We start from the raw sequence: 19666 nt of genomic DNA, 5'->3' as shown, positions 1-19666 counted from the left end.
CCGCGCGGGGCCGCCCGGTTCCGTAGGCTGGGATGGTCCGTGACTCCCCCGGGAGACCGGCCCGCAGGCAGGAGGCGGTCGTGATCGAACTGGCCGCGGCGTTCGCCGTCGCGGGAGCGGCGAGCAACGCCGTGGGTACCGCCTTCCAGCGCAAGGCGGCGTCCGTCTCCCGGGGCGGCGGGATCCGGCTGGTCGCGGAGCTGGCGCGCCGGCCGGCCTGGCTGATCGGCATGGCCGGGGTGGTCTGCGCCGCGGTGTTCCAGAGCCTCGCTCTGGTCAACGGCCCGCTCGCGCTGGTCCAGCCGCTCTTCATCCTGGAGCTGCCCTTCGCGCTGCTCGTCGCCGCCCCGCTGATGCACCGGCGGCTGCCGCCCTGGGGCTGGTGGGGGGTGGGCGGCTGCGTGGCCGGGCTCGCCCTCCTGCTGGTCGCCGCCGCCCCGCACGGCGCCACCGACCAGGCCGGCCTCGTCCGCTGGGTCCCGGCCCTGTGCCTGTGTGTCGGCGCGATGACCGCGGCCGTCCTGCTGGCCGGCCGGGGCCGTCCGCCGGCCCGGCGCGCCGCGCTGCTGGCGGCCGCCTCCGCGACCGGCAACGCCCTGACCGCCGCCCTGCTGAAGTCGGCCTCCGGCACGTTCGCCGACCGCGGTCTCGCGGAGTTCCTGCGGTCGTGGCAGACCTACGGCTTCGCGCTGGCCGGGGCGGCCGCCGTGATCCTGCTGGAGAACGCGCTCCAGGCCGGCCCGCTGGTCGCCGCCCAGCCCGCGCTGACCATCGGCGACGCGGTGGTGAGCCTGTCCCTCGGCGTCTTCCTGTTCGGGGAGCGGATCCGGACGGGCTGGTGGCTCGTGCCGGAGGTGTGCGGCGGCCTGCTGATCGCGGCGGGCGTGCTGGTCCTCAGCCGGGCCGCCCAGCGGATCGTCATCCTGCCGGTCCCCGCCCAGGAACGGCACCCCGCGACGTGAGGCGGCTGCGGGGCCCCCGGTCGCCCGAAGGCCCGGCTCAGCCCCTCCGGGGCCGCGGGGACGTCTACGTGGTGGTACGCCCGCGTCGTCTCACTGCTCGGCCCGCACCCGGTGCCGGCTCATGACGGAGACCCGGTTGAAGGCGTTGATGGTGACGGCCACCCAGATCACCGCGGATATCTGGTCCTCGGTGAGGACGTCCCGCGCCGCCGCGTAGGCGGTGTCCTGGGCGGCGGTGTCGGCCGCGGCCGTGGTCGCCTCGGCGAGGGCCAGGGCGGCTCGCTCGGCGGGCGTGAAGAGGTCGGTGTCGCGCCAGGCGGCGAGCACGCCGAGGCGCTGCGGGGTGTCGCCGGCCCGCAGCGCCGCCCGGGTGTGCAGGTGCAGGCAGTAGGCGCAGCCGTTGAGCTGGGACACGCGGAGGTTGACCAGTTCCACGAGCACCCGGTCCAGGCCCGCGTCGGCGGCGACCGCGCGCACCGCCTCGGACGTCTGCACCAGCGCGCGGTACGCCGTGGGGCTCTGCTTGTCGATGTAGATCCGCCGGTCGGCGCCGGCCGGGACGGGACTGGTCAACCTGGGCTCCTCCGGGTGACAATTTTGTTGAACTTGAAACTATCATGACTGGCGCGGAGGGTGGAGCCCGGGAACCGACGGCGCCGGCCCGCGCCCCGGGCGGGGGGGGCGGGCCGGCACGGCCCGGTGGTCAGCCGGCGGGGCAGGTGAGGTCGCGAGGCGGGAGGTGGCCGGTCGCGAGGTAGCTGTTGACCGCGCCGTCCACGCACCGGCTGCCGTAGACGCCGTAGACCGCGTGCTGGTCCGCTCCGCGCAGGGTCACCAGGCGGGAGCTGGGCCAAGCGCGGCGCACCGCCTGGGCCATGGGGTAGACGGTGCGCGGGTCGCCGGTGGCGTTGACGAGCAGGGCCGGCAGGTCGTCGCGGACCGTCGTCGGGCGTTCGCGCGGCGGGTCCCAGAACGCGCACGCGTTGATGTCGTACGTGACGGGCGCGAACAGCCTGTCCCGGCTGCCGGCGCGCCGCAGATCGCGCCAGTAGGTCTCCGGGTCACGCGGCGCGGCCACGTCCCCGCAGAGGATGGCGGTCTGCGCGCTGCCGTAGGAGGACTCGTGCCCGGTCAGCACGAACTCCAGCACCGAGGCCAGCCACGGCGAGGGGGCGACCCGCCGGCCCTCGACGGCCTGTCGCAGCTCCCGCACGCCCCGGGCGAAGTCGCCGTACGCCGTGGGGTTGTCCTGCGAGAGACCGTTGAAGACGAGGACGGGCAGGACATGGTCGTCCACCCGGTACCCGCCGACGCGCAGAGGCGTGCGGGCGGCGGCCGACCGGACCGCCTCCACGGTGGCGAGCACGGCGCTCCCGGTGCGCCCCAGCCCGTAGGCCGCGTGGTGGGCGGCCGTCCAGTCGGCCCAGTCGCGCAGGGCGTGCCGGTTCGCCTCCTCCGTGCCCCGCAGCAGCCGCGGACCGTAGCGAGCGGGGTCGGCCACGCCGTCCAGGACGACCCGGCCGGTGCGCCGGGGGAACATCGTCGCGTAGACCTGGCCGAGGTACGTGCCGTAGGAGTAGCCCAGGTAGGAGATCCTGCGCTCGCCCAGCGCCACCCGGACCACGTCCATGTCGCGCGCGGTGTTCCGGGTGGTGGCGTACGGCAGCAGGTCACCGGCATGGGTGCGGCAGCGGCGGGCGAGGTCTTCGGAGAGGCCGACCACGCGGTCGAAGCCGGCGCGGCCGGTGCCGGCGCCGCGGATCATGCTGCCGGTGGGCCAGTGGCAGTCCAGGGTGGTGCTCCGGCCCACGAAGCGGGGGTCCACACCGACCACGTCGTAGCGTTCGGCGACGTCCTTCATGGCCGTGCGCACCCACGGCGGATCGCCGATCGTCTGCCCGCCGGGGCCACCGCTGTTGAGCAGCAGCGCGCCGGCGCGGTGGGCGGTGTCGGTGCCCCGGATCCGGGATATCGCGACGGTGATCGTACGGCCGTCGGGACGGGCGTAGTCCAACGGCACGGTGACGTCGGCGCACCGGGCGCCGGCCTGTTCGAGTTCCTTGCCGGTGGTGTCGTCGGGGCCGAGCCGGCAGCTCTTCCAGTGCAGGTGCTGGTGGTGGTAGCGGGCGAGGGGGTCGGCGGCCGGGCGGGCCGGGGCGGCCGGCGCGGGCGCGGTGCCCAGGGCCAGTGCGCCCGCGAGCGCCAGGGCGACGGCCGCCGGGCCCCGGGTCAGGAGGCGGCGCGGGAAGGTGGCGTGGATCATGCGGGGGTCCTTTCGGCGGACGGGTCCTCGCAGAGGGCCTTGTCGACGACGTCGAGGAAGTCCTGTTCGGCCTGGAGCGTGGCGGGCACCTCGTTCAGGGCCAAGGCGACCGCGCGGCCGTCCGGGCCGGTGGCGACCAGCGCCCGGTGGCCGCCGGGCACGGTCCCGGCGTGCCCCCACCAGGTGCCGCCGCAGGACAGCGGTGAGGAGATCAGGCCGAGCCCGTAGCGGGCGCCGGGCCAGAGCCGGTCGGGGTCGGCGGCCACCGTGCGCCGCATCTCCGCGCGTTGCGGTGCGGGCAGCAGCCGGCCGGTGAGCAGCGCGCGGGCGAACCGGGTCAGGTCGGCCGGCGTGGACACCAGGGCCCCGCCGACCCCGCCGAAGGTCGTGTTCCAGGCGGTGCCGTCCGCCCGGCGGCCGCCGTCGGCGGTGAAGTAGCTGTGCGAGTGCGGTCCCCGGATGCGGGTCTCGTCACCGGGCCAGTACGTGTCGCGCAGTTTCAGGGGCGCGATGATCCGGCGGCTGATCTCCGTCTCCGGGCTGTGGCCGGTGACCTCGCGCACGATCAGTCCCGCGACGAGGTAGTTGGTGGTCGCGTAGTGCCAGGTGTGCTCCGGGCGGGGCAGCCGCAGGGCGCGGGCGACGAGCCGGCGCGGCTCGAAGTGGCGGTACCGCAGTCGTTCGATGTGCTGCCACTCGGGAGCGTCGAGGTAGTCGGGCAGTCCGCTGGTGTGCTGGAGGAGCTGCCGCACGGTGATCCGGCGGCCGTCGTACGCGCCGCCGCGGATCAGGCCCGGCAGGTAGCGCTCGACGGGGGCGTCCAGGGACAGCCGCCGCTCGGCGGCGAGTTGCAGGACGACCGTCGCGGTGAACGTCTTGGTGACGCTGCCGACGCGCAGCCGGTCGGTGGTGTTCATGGGGCGGCCGGTGCGCAGCTCGGCCACGCCGTCGGCCGCCGTCCAGCGCGCGCAGGGGGCGTCCGGGCCGGCGCCGGTGACGAGGACAGCGGCGCCGGGGATCCGGTCGTGCGCCACGAGGCGGTGCACGGACCGGCTCAGCGCCGGGTGCGGGCCGCAGGCACCGGGCGGCCGGCGGGACGGCTGCGCGGCGGCGGCCGGGGCGACGGCCGTGGCGACGGCCATCAGGCAGGCCGTGGCCAGGGCGGCGAGGCCGGTACGCCGGCCCCCTGCGGAACCCGGGGGACGGCGGGAGGCGGAAGCCGGTGGACGGCGGCGCGACGCGGCATCGGACGGGCGGCGGGACACGGAACGCGAGGGACGGGACGCGGAACCCGGTAAGGAGATCACCATGTCCCCAGACGCTAGGCACCGCCGGGGCCGCGCTCACTCCGGCGGGCAGGCGATTCGGGGCGGGGGACAGCACCAGCGCGCGCCCGGGGGCGAGCCCCCGCACGCGCCCCACACCCCTCGCACATCTGTACCAAGGGTGAACGGCGGGCGATGCGCCGTATCCGGAACCCGGGACTGACACCCTGGACGGGACGAGGGGGTCCGCTCATCGCTGCGGGGGGCAGGCGTGACGGTTGAGGGCAGCGGCTCGGCCCGGCGGACGCCGCGGCACGTGGCCTGTGTGATGGACGGCAACGGCCGCTGGGCGGCGCGGCGTTCACTGCCGCGGACGTCGGGGCACCGCGCGGCGGAGACGACGGTGATCGACGTCATCGAGGCGGCCCGGACGGCCGGCGTCGAGTGGCTGAGCCTGTACGCGTTCTCCACCGAGAACTGGCAGCGCCCGAGCACCGAGGTCGACTTCCTGATGCGGCTGGTCCGCCGCGTGGTGCGCAAACACGCCGCGCTGCTGCACGCGCGCGGGATCCGCTGCCGGTTCCTCGGGGTGGCGGATCCCCGCATCCCCCCGGCGCTGGCCCAGGACTTCGCCGATCTGATGACGCTGACCGGTGAGAACAAGGGCATGACGCTGACCGTCGCCTTCGACCACGGCGGGCGCCGGGACATCGTTGCGGCGGCACGGTCCCTGATCCGCAGCGGCGTGCCGGCCGACGCCGTGGACGAGCGGAGCTTCGCCGCTCATCTGCCCTTCCCCGACACCCCCGACGTGGACCTCGTCATCCGGACCTCCGGGGAACAGCGCATCTCCAACTTCATGCTCTGGCAGGTCGCCTACGCGGAATGGACGTTCCCGCCGGTGCTCTGGCCCGACTTCCGCGCGGCGCACTTCGTGGAGTGCCTGCGCGCCTACCAGCAGCGCGACCGCCGCTTCGGCGGCGTGGCGCCCGACACGAACGGAGAACGACGACCGTGACGGACACGGGCAGCGACGAGCCCAGGAACACCGGCACCGAGGCCGCTGTCGGCCGGCTCTTCGGCGAGGGCAGCCAGTTCCACGCCTTCTTCAACGATCCGCGCTGGGCGCTGGCCATCATCCGGGGGACCGTGCTGGAGGCGGCGCACCCGCAGATCGGCGGGGCCCTGATCGACAACTCCACGTTCGTCACGCACCCGTGGCGACGGCTGCGCAACACGCTCGTGAGCCTGCAGCGCATGTTCGGGCCGGACGACGAGGTACGGCGCAGGGAGGCGGCCCGGCTCAACCGGCTGCACGCCCGGCTGAGCGGCACCGACGCGCACGACCGGCCGTACGACGCGATGGACCCCGAGGTGCGGGCCTGGGTGGTGGCGACGCTCTTCGAGAGCAGCGTCACGATGTGCCGCCTGAGCGGCCAGCCCCTGGAGCAGTGGGCGATCGAGCAGCTGTACGCCGAGTTCCGGGCGTACCTCGCCCTGCTGGACGGGGACGCCCGCCATCTCCCGCCCACCGTGCAGGAGTTCTGGACCTACTACGACCGGGTGGTCGAGGAGCGGCTGGAGAACACGGAGGCGATGCGCGTCATCCTCTACCGGCTCTTCGACCACCTGCCCGCGCCGCCGCTCCTGCACGGTCTGCCCACGCTGTGGGCGGCCGGCCGCGCGCTCGCCGGTCCGCTCATCGGTGTGATCACCGTGGCGTCCCTGCCGGAGCCCTTCCGGCGGCGGGCCGGGCTTCCCGAGCTGCCCGGCGCCCAGACCCTGATGCAGAGCGCCTACCTGGCCGTCGGCCTCGCGCGGTTCCTGCCCGACGGCCTGCTCCGGGCCGACGCCGTCGTCGACCTGCTCTCCGTCTCCCTCGACAGCGACGACCCCCGGGCCCGCACGATCAACGCGCTGCGGGACCGGATGAAGCGGGCCGGGGCCCTGGTCCGGCTGATCTCACCCCTGCCGTCCCAGGAGCCGGACCCCGACGCGGGAAGCACGGCCCGGCGGAGCGCGGAGGAGTTCTTCGCGGCGGTGCTGGACCAGACCGGGGACGGCTACCTGGACTGGCCCGACCTCGCCGCCATGGCCCGGGAACTCGCCGGCCGCCTCGACCTGGACGAGCCGGAGGAGACCCGGCTCTACGACGCCTTCGCCGGCTGGTGGCGGGAGCTCCAGGCGGCTCTCGACACCGACGGCGACGGCCGCGTCAGCGCCCGGGAGTACGCGGCGGCCGTGCCGTCGCTCGCCGGCCCCGCCCTGATCAGGGTCGCCGAGGTCCTCTTCGACGTCACCGACGAGGACGGCGACCAGCGCGTCGACGCGGACGAGTACCGGACGCTGTTCCGCACCGCGTTCCGGCGGGACATGGCCGGCGCGGACGGCACGTACGCGCGGGGCGCCTTCGTGCGCGACTTCCTCGCCTTCATGTCGGGCCGGGAGCGCTCCACGCCGTACGACCCGCTGCTCGCCGACGCCTGACCGGCGGCCCCGGCACGGTGGCGCCCGTCAGCCGAGGCCGAGGGTGCTCAAGGTCTGTTCGGCCATGCGCCGTTCACCGAGGGCGTTGGGGTGGACGGGCACGACGTTCTGCCCGAACAGCAGCGGCTCGATCCAGCGCGTGCCGACGGCCTGGCAGGCGTCGTGCCCGGCCGAGACCTGGGAGAAGTCCACGTAGGTGGCGCCCGTCTCCTCGGCGGCGCGCCGGACCACGGCGTTGAGGTGCGCCTGGAGGGCGTGCAGGTAGGGCACGTCGCCGGTGGCGACGGGCAGCCTGACGAAGCAGGACGGGTCGGCGGTGGCGGGCGTGATCCACGGGTAGCCGAGCACCGCCACCCGGGCCCCGGGAGCCTTGGCCCGGACGCTGCGCAGGGCGGACTTCAGCGCGGGATAGGTGCGGGTGTCGATGGCGTCGTCGAAGGACGTGCCGTACCGGTCCGCGCAGGGACTGCCCTTGCCGCCGCTGAGGACGCCGGCGGTGCCGCAGGCGGTGATGGCGCTGATGAAGGTGCCGTTGTCGTTGCCGCCGATGGTGAGGGTCACCAGGTCGGTGTCGGCGGTGACCGCGTCGGCCTGGGGTGCGACGCCGGGGTACTGGGCCTCGGTGAAGTCCTTGGTCTGGGCGGCGCCGCAGGTCACGTCCGTCAGCCGGGCCGCGGTCCGGGCGGCGATGACGTGGGGGTAGTTGGCCGTGGAGCGCAGACAGAGCGGGCTGGTGAGGTCGACGGGGAGGACACCGGAGGCGGCGCTGTAACTGTCGCCGAGGGCCGCGTAGTTCAGGGGCGCGGTGGCCTGGGCGGGGGCCGCGCCGAGGCCGAGGACCAGTACGCCGACGGCCGCGCAGGCGGCGGTGAGGGCTCGGCGCGGGGTGGGTAGGGACATGCGGTGCTCTCCCCTCTCGGGACAGGACACAGGGCAGACGGGCATGGCGGTGCCGTGGGGATGGCGGTGCCTCGGGCGTGGGGTGGCGCGGTGGGGCACGGGGACGGGCCGGCTCCGGTCGAGCCGAGGGCGTGCGGGGGCGACCGCGCGATGCGGGTGGTGGGGGTGGCTACGGGGTTACCGCGGGGTACTACCGCTAGGTAATGTGAGGCCGCCGCATCGCCGAGTCAACACGGTCGACAGAACTTCTTGAAAGTCGGAGCGTACTGATAGGGCGGGCGTTTCCGGGGCACTCGGAGTACAGGAGCCCCGTCATCGGCTGGAGGCACGTCATGATCGCCCTCGGCGTCATCCTGCTCATCATCGGTTTCATCACCGGCATCTCGATCCTGTGGACCATCGGCGTCATCCTGCTGGTGGTGGGAGCCGTCCTGTGGATCATGGGGTCCATGGGGCACGCGGTCGCCGGCCGCCGTCACTACTGGTGAGGGCCGCTCCTGACGAGCGGCCACCAAGGAACCCGCCCGGCGGGCGCGCCCAGCGCCCGCCGGGCGGCGTATGCGGCCCTCGGCGTCCGAGGCGACCCGGGTCCGCGGCGTCCCGGCGACGGGTGACTGTCGCGGACACGCCCCGGAACTGTCCGTGATCCGTAACAGAGGGATCCCTCGCCCGGTCCCGGCCGTCCTGCCAGGTGCACCGGTTGCGCTGCGCGGAGCTTCTGCTCGGCAACGCACCGGCACGGCACAGGCATCGGCACGGCAGGGGGCGGACGGACATGGCGCGGCATGGTGGACGGGGATGGTACGGCCGGGTGATCGCGGCGGCGGTCGGGGTCACGGCGGTGGCCGCCGCCACATCGGTGTGGACGGCGCAGGCCGGCCAGAGCGGCGGCGGACCGGCCGCACCGCGCGCCTCCGCCCGGGGTGCCGCGCCCGGGGCACAGCCCGTGTCCGTCACCATCGCCCACGCCTCCGACCGGGGCGAGCACGCGGTGAACATCACCATCGACGACGGCCCGGACCCGGTCTGGACCCCGCAGGTGCTCCAAGTGCTGCGTGACAACGGCGTGAAGGCGACGTTCTGCATGGTCGGCACCCAGGCCGAGGCGCACCCGGAGCTGGTACGGCAGGTGGTGGCCGCCGGGCACCGGCTGTGCGACCACACGGTGTCGCACGACACCGCCATGGACACCAAGTCCGAGGCCTACCAGGCGCAGCAGATCGTGGACGCCGAGCGGCAGATCACCAAAGCCTCGGGCGGGGTACGGCCGATGTACTACCGGGCCCCGGGCGGCGCGTTCACCCCGTACAGCCGGAAGCTGGCGGCCTCGCACGGGATGCGGCCGCTGGGCTGGAACGTCGACTCCAAGGACTTCGAGCGGCCGGGCAGCGACGCGATCATCGCCACCGTCGAGCGGGAGCTGCCCGGCGGTCCCACGATCCTCTTCCACGACGCGGGCGGCGACCGCTCCCAGACGGTGACGGCCCTGCGCGCCCTGCTGCCCCGGCTGAAGCAGCAGGGGTACGCGTTCGGCTTCCCTGTGCGCTGATCCAGCCCGTGCGCTGATCCAGAGGGCGTCACACGGGGGTGCGTCCCCGGGCCATGGAGTGGCGGCGCCCTCTTGTGGCGTGTTCATGCAGTCCCTAGCCTCCGATGTGTTGTGCACAGCGAAATCGTCATTGCGCATGTTGCAACACCGCATCGGAGGAGCACTGCATGAAGCTGTCCGTCCGTTTCGCTGGACTCACCGCGCTCGCCACCGCCCTCGTCGCCGCCTGCGCGCCCCAGACCTCCGGCACCTCCGCCTCCGACAAGGACGAGAAGACCGGCACCGTGCGCGTCTGGCTCTTCCAGGAGGTCGACAACCAGCCCAAGCGGCGCGTCGTCGACGCCGTGGTCGCCGGCTTCGAGAAGGCGCACCGGGGCGCCGGCGTCACCGTCGAGTACATCCCCGTCGAGACCCGCGCCCAGCGCGTCAAGGCAGCCTTCAACGACCCGAAGTCCGCGCCCGACGTGATCGAGTACGGCAACACCGACACCGCCGGCTATGTACGGGACGGCGGACTCGCCGACGTCACCCGGGAGTTCGACGCCTGGAGCGAGGCCAAGGACACCGATCCGACCGCCCGGCAGTCGGTCACCGTGGACGGCAAGGTCTACGGGGCCCCGTACTTCGTCGGCGTCCGGGCGCTGTACTACCGCACCGACGTCCTGCGCGAACTCGGCCTGCGCGCACCGAGGTCGCAGGCCGAGCTGATCTCCACCGCGAAGCGGATCCGGGCCGCGAGACCCGGCCTGTACGGCCTGGCCGTCGGAGGTGCCTACACCTACGGCGCGATGCCGTTCATCTGGGCCAACGGCGGCGATCTGGCCACGGACCAGGGCGGCACGTACGCCTCCGCCATCGACAGCCCGGCCGCCCGGAAGGGCATCGAGGCGTACACCTCCCTCTTCGGCGACGACAACTGTCCCGCCGCCAAGTGCGCGGGCATGGGCGGCAACGACACCGTGACCGCGTTCGCCTCCGGGAAGGCGGCCATGGCGATCGGCGGCGACTTCAGCCACGCCGCCGTGGAGGCCGGCAAGGTCAAGGGGAAGTACGCCGTGGTGCCGCTGCCGGGGGTGGAGCCCGGCTCGATCGCGCCGGCGTTCGCGGGCGGCAACAACATCGGCGTCCTGAGGAGCACGTCACACCGCACGCTCGCCGTGGACCTGATGGAACGGCTCGCCTCGAAGAAGACGCAAGGGGAACTCTTCGACGCGATGGGCTTCCTGCCGACCTTCACGGACGTACGGCGGCGGGCCGCGGCCGAGAAGCCGTACGTGAAGCCGTTCGTCCGGACCCTCGCCGCCGGCACCAGGTTCGTGCCCGCCTCCCCCGCCTGGGCCCAGATCGACTCCTCGCTGGTGCTGCCGACCATGTTCCAGGAGATCGTCAGCGGCAGGAAGGACGTCGCGGCGGCTTCCGCCGACGCGGCGAAGAAGATGGACGACGCGTTCGGAGCCGCCAGGTGAGCCGGCTGACGGCGCCTTCCGGGCCGGAACTGGCGGAACCCCGGCGGGGGCGGGCGGTTCGCGGCGCGCCGCGCCCGCGCGGTGGCAGCCGCTCGTCGCACCCGGCCCCGCGCCGCCCGGGCGGATGGACGCCCTGGCTCTATGCGGCACCCGCCCTGCTCGTGCTGGGCGGCCTGCTGGTCTACCCCGTCTACCAGCTCGGCCTGATCTCGTTCCTGGAGTACACCCAGGCCCAGGTCAGCGGCGGGCAGCCCACCCGCTTCCGGGGCCTGGCCAACTACACCGAACTGTTCGCCGACGACCAGTTCCGGCAGGTGCTGCTGGCGACGGTCGGCTTCGCGGCGGCCTGCGTGGTCTGCACACTGGCGGTGGGCTGCGCGCTCGCCGTCCTGCTCACCCGGGTCCGCGCGGTCCCGCGGCTCGCCCTCCTGCTGGCCGCGCTGGGGGCCTGGGCCACACCGACCATCACCGGCTCGACGGTCTGGCTGTTCCTCTTCGACCCCGACTTCGGCCCGGTCGACCGTGTGCTGGGCATCGGCGACTTCTCCTGGACCTACGGCCGTTACAGCGCCTTCCTCCTGGTCCTGCTCGAAGTGGTCTGGTGCTCCTTCCCGTTCGTGATGGTCACCGTCTACGCCGGCATCCGCGCGGTGCCGGCCGAGATCCTGGAGGCCGCCGCCCTGGACGGCGCCTCCCAGTGGCGGATCTGGCGCTCGGTGCTGGCGCCGGTCCTCAGACCGATCCTGGCCATCGTCACCGTCCAGTCGGTGATCTGGGACTTCAAGGTCTTCACCCAGATCTACGTGATGACGGGCGGCGGCGGCATCGCCGGGCAGAACCTGGTCCTGAACGTCTACGCCTACCAGAAGGCCTTCGCCTCCTCGCAGTACGGCCTCGGATCCGCGATCGGCGTCGTGACGCTGCTGATCCTGCTCGCGATCACACTCGGGTACCTGCGGCTGCTGCGCCGCCAAGGGGAGGAACTGTGAGCGTCGTACGCGGTCGGGCGGTACGGCGGCCCCGGCGGCTCGCCGCCGAGGCGACCGCGCTGCTGGTCGCCGCCGTCGTCGCCTTCCCGCTCTACTGGATGCTGCTCGGCGCGCTCAAGCCGGCCGGGGAGATCGAGTCCACCGAGCCGAGACCCTGGACGGCCTCGCCTTCGCTGGACTCCTTCCGGCGCGTGTTCGAACAGCAGGAATTCGGCCGGTACTTCGTCAACAGCCTCGTCGTCGCGGTGAGTGTCGTGATCGCCTCCGCGCTGATCGCCTTCCTCGCCGCGACCGCCGTGACGCGGTTCCGGTTCCGCTTCCGGACCACTCTGCTCGTCATGTTCCTGGTGGCCCAGATGGTGCCGGTGGAGGCGCTCACCATCCCGCTGTTCTTCCTCATGCGGGACCTCGGCCAGCTGAACACACTGGGTTCCCTGATCCTGCCGCACATCGCCTTCTCCCTGCCGTTCGCGATCTGGATGCTGCGCGGCTTCGTCAAGGCCGTGCCGGAGTCCCTGGAGGAGGCCGCGTACCTCGACGGGGCGAGCCGCGCGCGCTTCCTGTGGCGGATCCTCCTGCCACTGGTCCTGCCGGGCCTCGTGGCCACGAGCGTGTTCTCCTTCATCTCCGCCTGGAACGACTTCCTGTTCGCCAAGTCGTTCATCATCAGCGACACCTCGCAGTCGACCCTGCCGATGGCCCTGCTGGTCTTCTACAAGCCCGACGAGCCGGACTGGGGCGGGGTCATGGCGGCGTCCACAGTGATGACCGTTCCGGTCCTGGTGTTCTTCGTCCTCGTCCAGCGACGGCTGGTCTCCGGGCTGGGCGGAGCGGTGAAGGACTGAGCTGCTCCGGGCCCTTCCGTGCCGGCATGTTGAAACAGCAATCAAGAAACACCACAAAGCACCATCAAACGGACATGGCTCCCGGCAAATCGGGCAATCGGGTGGGTGTCGGAGCGACCGCAACCCTTCGCACCATCCGCACGGATCTGGAGCACGCCATGATCATCAAGAAAATGCACGAGATGGGCATCCGCAGCGAGCACGCCTACATGGCCGGCATGGCCTCCATCGGCCTCACGCTCGCCGCGTGGATAGGCTCGCTGAAGATGGAACCCGGCACCGGCGTGGACCGCGCCGACCGCTGGGGCATCTTCGTCGGCGAATGGGCACCCACCTTCTTCGGCCTGGGCCTCGCCCTCTCCCACTACGAACAGCAGGACGGCACCCTCACGGCGAGCAACGTGCACGAGCTCCGCGAACGGCAGAAGGCCGTCTGAACGCGCCGGCGACAGCGCCGCCACAGCGGGGCGGCGCTGCCCCCGTCCCCGCGCCCGCGTCCGAGGGCGGGGGCGCGCCCCCGGCGGGCACCGCGTCCAAGCCGCTGACGTGCGAGGATGGGGACATGGGCATCCTCCGCAGGAACAACGTCCGGGTCATCGGGCAGGAGTCCGGCCGGACCGTGGTCCTCGCCCACGGCTTCGGCTGTGACCAGAACCTGTGGCGCCTCGTGACACCCGGCCTGGCGCGGCACTTCCGCCTGGTGCTGTTCGACTACGTCGGCTCCGGCCGCTCCGAGCTGGCCGCCTGGCAGGAGGAGCGCTACACGACCCTGGACGGCTACGCCCAGGACGTGGTCGACGTGTGCGAGGAGCTGGACCTGCGCGACGCCGTGTTCGTGGGCCACTCGGTCAGCGCCATGGTCGGCGTCCTGGCTGCCGCGGCGGTACCGGACCGCCTCGGCTCCCTGGTCATGGTGTGCCCCTCCCCCTCCTACATCGACGAGGAGGACTACCGCGGCGGCTTCAGCGCGGCCGACATCCACGAGCTGCTGGACTCGCTGGAAGCCAATTACCTCGGCTGGTCCGCGGCCATGGCCCCGGTCATCATGGGCAACCCCGACCGGCCGGAACTGGGCGCGGAGCTGACCAACAGCTTCTGCGCCACCGACCCGGACATCGCGCGCGTCTTCGCCCGCACCACGTTCCTGTCCGACAGCCGCCAGGACCTGGGAACGGTGACCGTCCCCACCCTCGTCCTCGAATGCGAGCAGGACGTCATAGCGCCCCGGGAGGTCGGGGCGTACGTCCACGCCGCCGTTCCCGGCAGCCGCCTGATCACGCTGGCCGCCACGGGCCACTGCCCGCAGCTGAGCGCTCCCCGGGCCACCGCCCGGGCGATCACCACCTTCGTGGAAGAGCTGGGCTGATGTCCGGCTCCGGCCCGGCTCCTCCGCCTCCCGGGGAGGCGTGGCCACTGGCCGGGGCGGACCTCACCGCCCTGCTGGAGGACAGTACGGAGGAGCTGTACGAGTCCGCCCCGTGCGGTTACCTGTCCACCCTCATGGACGGCACCATCGTCAAGGTCAACAAGACGCTGCTGGGCTGGCTGGGGCTCTCCCGGGAGGAGGTCGTCCACCGCCGGCGGTTCGCCGACCTGCTGACCGTGGGCGGCAAGCTGTACCACGAGACCCACTACGCCCCGCTGCTGCGCATGCAGGGGCACGTGGGGGGCATCGCGCTGGAGATGAAGGTCGCGGACGGGTCCCGCCTTCCGGTACTGATCACCTCGGCCGTGAAGCGGGGCGCCGACGGCCGTCCCCTGCTGATCCGCACCACCGTCTTCGACGCCACCGACCGGCGTGCCTACGAGACCGAGCTGCTGCGCGCGCGCCGCGCGGCCGAGGACGCCCGCCGCCAGGCGGAGGCCGACCGCGAGCAGCTGCGCGAGGCACTGGCCGTACTGCAGCAGAGCCTGCTCCCGGCCGGCCTCCCGGCGGTGCCCGGCCTACAGGCCGCCGCCTACTACCACACGGCCTCCCCGATACAGCTGGGTGGCGACTTCTACGACCTGTTCCCCCTCGGCGACGACCGCTTCGCGTTCTTCCTCGGGGACATCTGCGGAAAGGGCCCGAGGGCCGCGGCGGCGACCTCCCTCGTCCGCTACACCCTGCGCACCGCCGCCCTGCACGGGCTCGCTCCCGAAGCCGTCCTGTCCGCCCTGAACTCCGCACTGCTCGAACGCTACGGCGGTGGGGAACCCCGGTACTGCACCGCCGTCTTCGGCACCCTTCAGGCGGAGGGGCACGGCATCCGCGTCCTCCTGGCCTCCGGGGGCCACCCGCCCGCGCTGCTGCTGCGGGCGGACGGCCGGGCCGAGTACCTGCCGACGCCGGGTGGGCTGCTGGTCGGGGCCTTCCCCGACGCCTCCTTCACGACGGTCGGCACCGTCCTCCACCACGGAGACACGCTGTTGCTGTACACCGACGGCCTGACCGAGGCGCACACGGGAGAGAGGACCGGCCTGTACGGCTACGACGCGCTGCAGTCGTTCGCCACCGAGCTCGCCCCCGCGGACCCGCGCACCGTGGTCGACGCCCTGATCCGCCTGCTCGTCAGCTTCGGCGAGGGACTCGAGGACGACGCGGCCCTCCTCGCCCTGGGACGCCCGCGTCACCGCGGCACCGCGCCGTCCAGGACGGTGGCCGGGTGAACGGGTACGCGGCTTCCGGCGGGGCCGGGCCGGCGGACGCGCTCAGGGTGGCGCCGACGCCGCGGGCCGCGGTGGCGTGGCTGCCGCCGCCGGAGCTCTGGCCGGCGATCCAGGAGATCCGCTGGGAGCACGATCCGCAGGTGCGCCGGTGGCCGCCGCACGTGAACCTGCTGTTCGGCTTCGTACCGGAGGAGGAGTTCGAGCGGGCGGTACCGCTGCTCTCCGCGGGAGCGGCACGGAGCACGGCGTTCCAGGCGCGCCTGGCCGGGGTGCGCTCCTTCCGGCACCGGCACTACGCCACGGTGTGGCTCGACCCGGCCGCGGTCGACCCGGCGCCCTGGGCCCGTCTGCACCGGGAGCTGAGGCTGCGGTTCCCGCTGTGCGGGGGACGCGGTGAGCGTTACACCCCGCACCTGTCCCTCGGCCGTACCCGGGACCCGCATCGCCTGGCCGCCGAGTGCGCCGTGCGCCTCGGCACGCTGTCGGCGCCGGTCGAGGAGGTGGTCCTGCTCTCCCGGCGCGACGACGGTCCCATGCGGCCCCGGGCCGTGATCCGCCTCGGCACGGGCGAGGTGCGCCGCACGCGGGAGTACTGAGGGCCGGGACGGGCCCCGCGGCCGCGCTTCCGCGGGTCAGGGCAGCGGTGTGCCGCCGGTCGCGTTGAGGATTTCGGCGGTGATGAAGCCGGCCTGCGGCGAGGCCAGGTACACGTAGGCGGGGGCCAGTTCGGCGGGCTGGGCCGGGCGGCCGAGCGGGCTCTGCTTGCCGAACTCCGACGTGTCGGGCATGGTCGACGGGATGAGCGGGGTCCAGACGGGTCCCGGCGCGACGGCGTTGACGCGGATGCCGCGTTCGGCGAGCATCTGGGCCAGGCCCTGGGTGAAGGTGACGATCGCACCCTTGGTCATCGCGTAGTCCAGCAGGTGCGGACTGGGCTTGTACGCCTGGACCGACGTGGAGTTGATGACGCAGCCGCCGGCCGGGATGTGCGGCAGGGCGAACTTGGTCAGCCAGAACATCCCGTAGAGGTTCGTCCGCATCACCCGGTCGAACTGCTCCGTGCTGATCGCCTCGATGCCCTCGGGCTGGGACATCTGGTAGGCGGCGTTGTTCACGAGGACGTCGATGTGGCCGAACTCGGAGACCGCCCGGTCGATCAGCGACCGGCAGTTGTCCTCGTCGCGGATGTCGCAGGACACGGCGACCGCCTTGCGTCCGGCGTCCTCCACCAGCCGGGACGTCTCGCGGGCGTCCTCCTCCTCGTCGGCGAGATACGTGAAGAGCACGTCGGCGCCCTCGCGGGCGAAGGCGATCGCCACCGCGCGGCCGATGCCGGAGTCCCCTCCCGTGATCACGGCCTTGCGGCCGTCGAGACGGCCCGAGCCTCGGTAGGACTCCTCGCCGTGGTCGGGCGGCGGGTCCATCGGGCCGGTCCAGCCCGGATGCGGCTGGTCCTGGGAGGGGAAGTCGGGGCGGGCGTGCTGGGTGACCGGGTTCGGGCGGTCGCCTTGCTGATCCGTCACAGTGGCCTCCTGTGTCTCGGGGACGGGACAGACCAGCGGGTTCCCCCTCCGCAGCGGGCGAAAAGCGGTCCGCGCCGGTCAGGCCGGGGGCGTGGCCGGGCCGCCGGCCCGCAGCCGGTCCCTGCGGACGAGGTTGTACATCCGCAGGAGGTGTTTCGCCACGGCGCAGTGCGCGGCGTCGGCGTGGCACTGGCGGCAGGTCCGCATGTGCTGCTCGTAGGTGAGGCGCGCGTCGTCCAACGCGTCGTTGACAGATGACATGGACTTCTCCGGGCAGGGCGCGTCACGGGGACGGCGCCGAGTTGACTGACTGGTACACCCGGAACCAGGTGATCATGTTACTGCCGGTACTGGGAAACCCGCGCCGAGGCCTTCCACCCCGGCGTCGCCGGAACGCGGCCCGCTCCTACCGCTCCCGCTCCGCGCGAAGCGCCCGCGCGTGGTTCAGGAACGCCGTCAGGCCCACCTCGAACGCGCGGTCCGCGCGCCCGTCGCCGACCGCCGCGAGCGCCTCCGCGAGGCGGGGCGTCGGCACGCGGTCCGTCAGCTCCCACATCGCCTCGGGGGCGGCCAGGTCGAGGGCCGAGCCCAGCACCAGGTTCTCCAGGGCGATGACCAGCGGCATGATCTCGGCCCGCTCGAAGCCGGCGGCGAGCAGCACGCCCACGGCGCGCTCGTACTGCGCCAGGACCCGGGGCGCGCGGACGGGCGAGGTCATCAGCAGCGGGATCACCCGGGGGTGGGCGGCGAACGCGGCCCGGTAGGAGCGGGCCCAGGCCTCGACGGCCGCGTCCCACGGGGTCAGCTCCAGCGTGGCCGGGTCGATCGCCTCGCAGACGCGTTCGCGCAGCAGTTCCACGATGCCGTCCCGGCCGTCCACGTGGTGGTACACCGACCCGGTCTGCACGCCGAGCCGGCGGGCGATGGCCGGGACGCCGAAGTCACCCGTCTCGTCGATCAGCTGGAGCGCGGTGGTGGTGATGCGCTCGCGGTCGAGGAGCGGTGTGCGCGGCCGTCCCATGGTCAGCGATCCCCCTGATGTCGTGCCGAGGTCTTCCCGGATGCCCAACGGCAGGTTACATTGCCGAAACCGAAAGCCTTTAGGTTTACGGCTCCGGGCGCCCGCCACCCCCCAGGGCTCCCGCTCCGGGCGCCCGCCCTCCCCCGGGCTCCCGGGACACACCGGCCCGGACGGCCCACCCCGGCCCCGCCCGCCGGTGCCCGCGCACCCGGCTGCCCCGCCACCGCCGAACCCCTCCCGTCCGCCGCCAGAAGGGCACCCCCGCATGTCCGTGACCACCGCCGACCTCCCGGAGGAGGACGCGTCGCCCGACGCGCCCGGCCTCCGGTCCGGCTCCCTCGGCACCGCCGACATCGCCTTCTTCGTCATCTCCGCCGCCGCGCCCCTGACGGTCATGGCCGGGGTCGCCCCGCTCGCCATCCTGCTGGGCGGCATCGGCGCACCCGTCGGCTACCTCCTGGCCGGGCTGACCCTCGCCGTCTTCGCCGTCGGCTTCACCACCATGAGCCGCCATGTCACCGGCGGCGGCGCCTTCTACGCCTTCATCACCCGGGGCCTCGGCCGGCCGGTCGGCATCGGCGCCGCCCTGCTGGCCCTGGTCGGCTACAACGGCATGGAGATCGGCGTCTACGGCCTCCTCGCCACCACCACCCGCGACACCGTGCACTCCCTGTTCGGCTCCGACGTGCCCTGGCTGCCGGTGTCGCTGGCCGGCCTGCTGCTGATCGGCTACGGCGGATTCCGTTCGATCGACTTCGGCGCCAAGGTGCTGGGCGTGCTGCTCGTCGCCGAGACCGGCATACTCGTCCTGCTCGCCGGCGGGGTCCTGCTCAAGGGCGGCGCCCACGGGCTGTCCCTCGCCTCGCTGGCCCCGGCGCACGTGTTCGTGCCCGGCACGGCGGCCGTCCTCGCCTTCGCCTTCGCGGCGTTCACCGGCTTCGAGTCGACGGTCATCTACCGCCGCGAGGCCCGCGACCCCGAGCGCACGATCCCGCGCGCCACGTACGCGGCCGTCGGATTCCTCGGCCTGTTCTACGCGTTCGTCGTCTGGATCGCCGTCCAGGCGTTCGGCGACGAGCGGGTCGTGCAGGCGGCGGGCGAGGACCCGGCGGGGCTCTTCTTCACCGCGATCACCACCTACGTGGGCGGCTGGGCCGCGGATCTGATGCACGTCTTCATCGTCACCAGCGTCATCGCGTCGCTGCTCGCCTTCCACAACGCGATCAACCGCTACGCCCTCGCCCTGGCCGAGGAGGGCGTGCTGCCCCGCCGGCTCGGCCGCGTCCACCCCCGGCACCGCTCCCCGTACCTCGCCGGCGTCGCCCAGACCGTGCTCGGCGCGCTGGTCGTCCTCGCCTTCTGGGCCGCCGGAGCCGACCCCTACCAGCAGCTGCTGCTGTGGGTGAACACTCCGGGGATGATCGGCCTGTTGCTGCTCCAGCTGCTCGCCGCGATCGCCGTGCCCTGCTATTTCCGGCGGGTCGGCCACTCGGAGGGCGCCGTGCGCACGGTGGCGGCGCCGGTCCTCGCGACCGTCCTGCTGACGGCCGCGATCGCGCTGGTGGTGAGCCACATCGACCTGTTCACCGCCGCGTCCCCGGCCGTGAACGTGCTGCTCGTCGCCGTGGCGCCCGCCGTCTTCGCCCTCGGCCTGCCGCTGGCGTGGTGGCTGCGCCGCAGCCGCCCGGACGTCTACGCCACGTTCGGTACCGGAACCACCAAGTAACCTCTGGAACAAGGGAGTTCA

Annotated in this window: 20 protein-coding genes; 13 read left to right on the top strand and 7 right to left on the bottom strand. The window is 73.3% G+C overall.

Annotated elements, in window-relative coordinates; translation table 11 throughout:
• Positions 1–80: 80 nt before the first annotated feature.
• Positions 81–962, top strand: a complete 882-nt coding sequence (locus tag AB0947_RS16590) for a DMT family transporter (RefSeq protein ID WP_366751050.1) — start codon at positions 81–83, stop codon at positions 960–962.
• A gap of 90 nt (positions 963–1052) precedes the next feature.
• Here the strand turns inward: AB0947_RS16590 and AB0947_RS16585 are convergent, their stop codons facing one another.
• From AB0947_RS16585 to AB0947_RS16575, 3 genes are all read right to left on the bottom strand, one after another.
• A complete protein-coding gene (locus tag AB0947_RS16585; protein WP_366751049.1) occupies positions 1053–1535 on the bottom strand; it encodes a carboxymuconolactone decarboxylase family protein in 483 nt (160 codons plus the stop codon).
• 130 nt (positions 1536–1665) lie between these two features.
• Complete coding sequence (locus AB0947_RS16580; RefSeq protein WP_366751048.1) at positions 1666–3225, bottom strand: alpha/beta hydrolase; 1560 nt, start codon at positions 3223–3225, stop codon at positions 1666–1668.
• The gene (locus tag AB0947_RS16575; RefSeq protein ID WP_366751047.1) at positions 3222–4367 is read right to left on the bottom strand and encodes a serine hydrolase domain-containing protein; all 1146 of its coding nucleotides are present in this window, start codon (positions 4365–4367) and stop codon (positions 3222–3224) included. Before AB0947_RS16575 ends, AB0947_RS16580 begins: the two co-directional genes overlap by 4 nt.
• A gap of 394 nt (positions 4368–4761) precedes the next feature.
• Here AB0947_RS16575 and uppS point away from each other — a divergent pair, with 394 nt between their 5' ends.
• Both uppS and AB0947_RS16565 read left to right on the top strand, forming a co-directional pair.
• The gene (gene uppS / locus AB0947_RS16570; RefSeq protein WP_366751046.1) at positions 4762–5508 is read left to right on the top strand and encodes a polyprenyl diphosphate synthase; all 747 of its coding nucleotides are present in this window, start codon (positions 4762–4764) and stop codon (positions 5506–5508) included.
• On the top strand, positions 5505–6977 hold the full coding sequence (locus AB0947_RS16565; protein WP_366751045.1) for an oxygenase MpaB family protein: 1473 nt from the start codon (positions 5505–5507) through the stop codon (positions 6975–6977). Before uppS ends, AB0947_RS16565 begins: the two co-directional genes overlap by 4 nt.
• Before the next feature lie 27 nt (positions 6978–7004).
• Here the strand turns inward: AB0947_RS16565 and AB0947_RS16560 are convergent, their stop codons facing one another.
• Complete coding sequence (locus AB0947_RS16560; RefSeq protein ID WP_366751044.1) at positions 7005–7877, bottom strand: SGNH/GDSL hydrolase family protein; 873 nt, start codon at positions 7875–7877, stop codon at positions 7005–7007.
• A 332-nt stretch (positions 7878–8209) separates the two neighbouring features.
• Between AB0947_RS16560 and AB0947_RS16555 the strand changes: the two genes are divergently transcribed.
• The 9 genes from AB0947_RS16555 (at position 8210) to AB0947_RS16515 (ending at position 15971) form a co-directional block, all read left to right on the top strand.
• Entirely contained in the window at positions 8210–8365 is a 156-nt protein-coding gene (locus tag AB0947_RS16555; protein ID WP_366751043.1) for a DUF6131 family protein, read from the top strand.
• A gap of 287 nt (positions 8366–8652) precedes the next feature.
• Positions 8653–9426, top strand: a complete 774-nt coding sequence (locus tag AB0947_RS16550; protein ID WP_366751042.1) for a polysaccharide deacetylase family protein — start codon at positions 8653–8655, stop codon at positions 9424–9426.
• 167 nt (positions 9427–9593) lie between these two features.
• A complete protein-coding gene (locus AB0947_RS16545; protein WP_366751041.1) occupies positions 9594–10892 on the top strand; it encodes an extracellular solute-binding protein in 1299 nt (432 codons plus the stop codon).
• A gap of 5 nt (positions 10893–10897) precedes the next feature.
• A complete protein-coding gene (locus AB0947_RS16540) occupies positions 10898–11881 on the top strand; it encodes a sugar ABC transporter permease (protein ID WP_366751211.1) in 984 nt (327 codons plus the stop codon).
• Positions 11878–12726, top strand: coding sequence for a carbohydrate ABC transporter permease (locus AB0947_RS16535; protein WP_366751040.1), 849 nt, complete (start codon positions 11878–11880; stop codon positions 12724–12726). Before AB0947_RS16540 ends, AB0947_RS16535 begins: the two co-directional genes overlap by 4 nt.
• A gap of 158 nt (positions 12727–12884) precedes the next feature.
• A complete protein-coding gene (locus AB0947_RS16530) occupies positions 12885–13163 on the top strand; it encodes a hypothetical protein (protein WP_366751039.1) in 279 nt (92 codons plus the stop codon).
• A gap of 125 nt (positions 13164–13288) precedes the next feature.
• Positions 13289–14092, top strand: a complete 804-nt coding sequence (locus AB0947_RS16525; RefSeq protein ID WP_366751038.1) for an alpha/beta hydrolase — start codon at positions 13289–13291, stop codon at positions 14090–14092.
• Entirely contained in the window at positions 14089–15375 is a 1287-nt protein-coding gene (locus AB0947_RS16520; protein WP_366751210.1) for a SpoIIE family protein phosphatase, read from the top strand. The genes AB0947_RS16525 and AB0947_RS16520 overlap by 4 nt, the downstream gene beginning before the upstream one ends.
• A complete protein-coding gene (locus tag AB0947_RS16515) occupies positions 15372–15971 on the top strand; it encodes a 2'-5' RNA ligase family protein (RefSeq protein ID WP_366751037.1) in 600 nt (199 codons plus the stop codon). Before AB0947_RS16520 ends, AB0947_RS16515 begins: the two co-directional genes overlap by 4 nt.
• Before the next feature lie 36 nt (positions 15972–16007).
• Here AB0947_RS16515 and AB0947_RS16510 read toward each other — a convergent pair whose 3' ends face one another.
• The 3 genes from AB0947_RS16510 to AB0947_RS16500 form a co-directional block, all read right to left on the bottom strand.
• On the bottom strand, positions 16008–16898 hold the full coding sequence (locus tag AB0947_RS16510; protein WP_366751036.1) for an SDR family oxidoreductase: 891 nt from the start codon (positions 16896–16898) through the stop codon (positions 16008–16010).
• A gap of 78 nt (positions 16899–16976) precedes the next feature.
• On the bottom strand, positions 16977–17159 hold the full coding sequence (locus tag AB0947_RS16505; protein ID WP_366751035.1) for a hypothetical protein: 183 nt from the start codon (positions 17157–17159) through the stop codon (positions 16977–16979).
• Between the two features lie 145 nt (positions 17160–17304).
• Positions 17305–17919, bottom strand: a complete 615-nt coding sequence (locus tag AB0947_RS16500) for a TetR/AcrR family transcriptional regulator C-terminal domain-containing protein (RefSeq protein WP_366751034.1) — start codon at positions 17917–17919, stop codon at positions 17305–17307.
• A 265-nt stretch (positions 17920–18184) separates the two neighbouring features.
• Between AB0947_RS16500 and AB0947_RS16495 the strand changes: the two genes are divergently transcribed.
• Positions 18185–19645 carry an APC family permease gene (locus tag AB0947_RS16495; RefSeq protein ID WP_366751033.1) on the top strand — a complete coding sequence of 487 codons (1461 nt, stop codon included), beginning with the start codon at positions 18185–18187 and terminating at the stop codon, positions 19643–19645.
• The last annotated feature ends 21 nt before the right edge of the window (positions 19646–19666 follow it).

It is taken from the genome of Streptomyces sp. NPDC047841, assembly GCF_040704085.1.
GTDB lineage: Bacteria > Actinomycetota > Actinomycetes > Streptomycetales > Streptomycetaceae > Streptomyces > Streptomyces argyrophylli.
The sequence above is the reverse complement of the archived record's forward strand: the minus strand, read 5'-3'. Positions and strand labels throughout refer to the sequence as shown.

Excerpts from the sequence above, each read along its gene's own strand:
- AB0947_RS16555 (WP_366751043.1), top strand. The coding sequence starts at position 8,210 with ATGATCGCCCTCGGCGTCATCCTGCTCATCATCGGTTTCATCACCGGC.
- AB0947_RS16505 (WP_366751035.1), bottom strand. The coding sequence starts at position 17,159 with ATGTCATCTGTCAACGACGCGTTGGACGACGCGCGCCTCACCTACGAG.
- AB0947_RS16545 (WP_366751041.1), top strand. The coding sequence starts at position 9,594 with ATGAAGCTGTCCGTCCGTTTCGCTGGACTCACCGCGCTCGCCACCGCC.
- AB0947_RS16580 (WP_366751048.1), bottom strand. The coding sequence starts at position 3,225 with ATGATCCACGCCACCTTCCCGCGCCGCCTCCTGACCCGGGGCCCGGCG.
- AB0947_RS16500 (WP_366751034.1), bottom strand. The coding sequence starts at position 17,919 with ATGGGACGGCCGCGCACACCGCTCCTCGACCGCGAGCGCATCACCACC.
- AB0947_RS16530 (WP_366751039.1), top strand. The coding sequence starts at position 12,885 with ATGATCATCAAGAAAATGCACGAGATGGGCATCCGCAGCGAGCACGCC.
- AB0947_RS16550 (WP_366751042.1), top strand. The coding sequence starts at position 8,653 with ATGGCGCGGCATGGTGGACGGGGATGGTACGGCCGGGTGATCGCGGCG.
- AB0947_RS16575 (WP_366751047.1), bottom strand. The coding sequence starts at position 4,367 with ATGGCCGTCGCCACGGCCGTCGCCCCGGCCGCCGCCGCGCAGCCGTCC.
- AB0947_RS16495 (WP_366751033.1), top strand. The coding sequence starts at position 18,185 with ATGTCCGTGACCACCGCCGACCTCCCGGAGGAGGACGCGTCGCCCGAC.
- AB0947_RS16560 (WP_366751044.1), bottom strand. The coding sequence starts at position 7,877 with ATGTCCCTACCCACCCCGCGCCGAGCCCTCACCGCCGCCTGCGCGGCC.
- AB0947_RS16525 (WP_366751038.1), top strand. The coding sequence starts at position 13,289 with ATGGGCATCCTCCGCAGGAACAACGTCCGGGTCATCGGGCAGGAGTCC.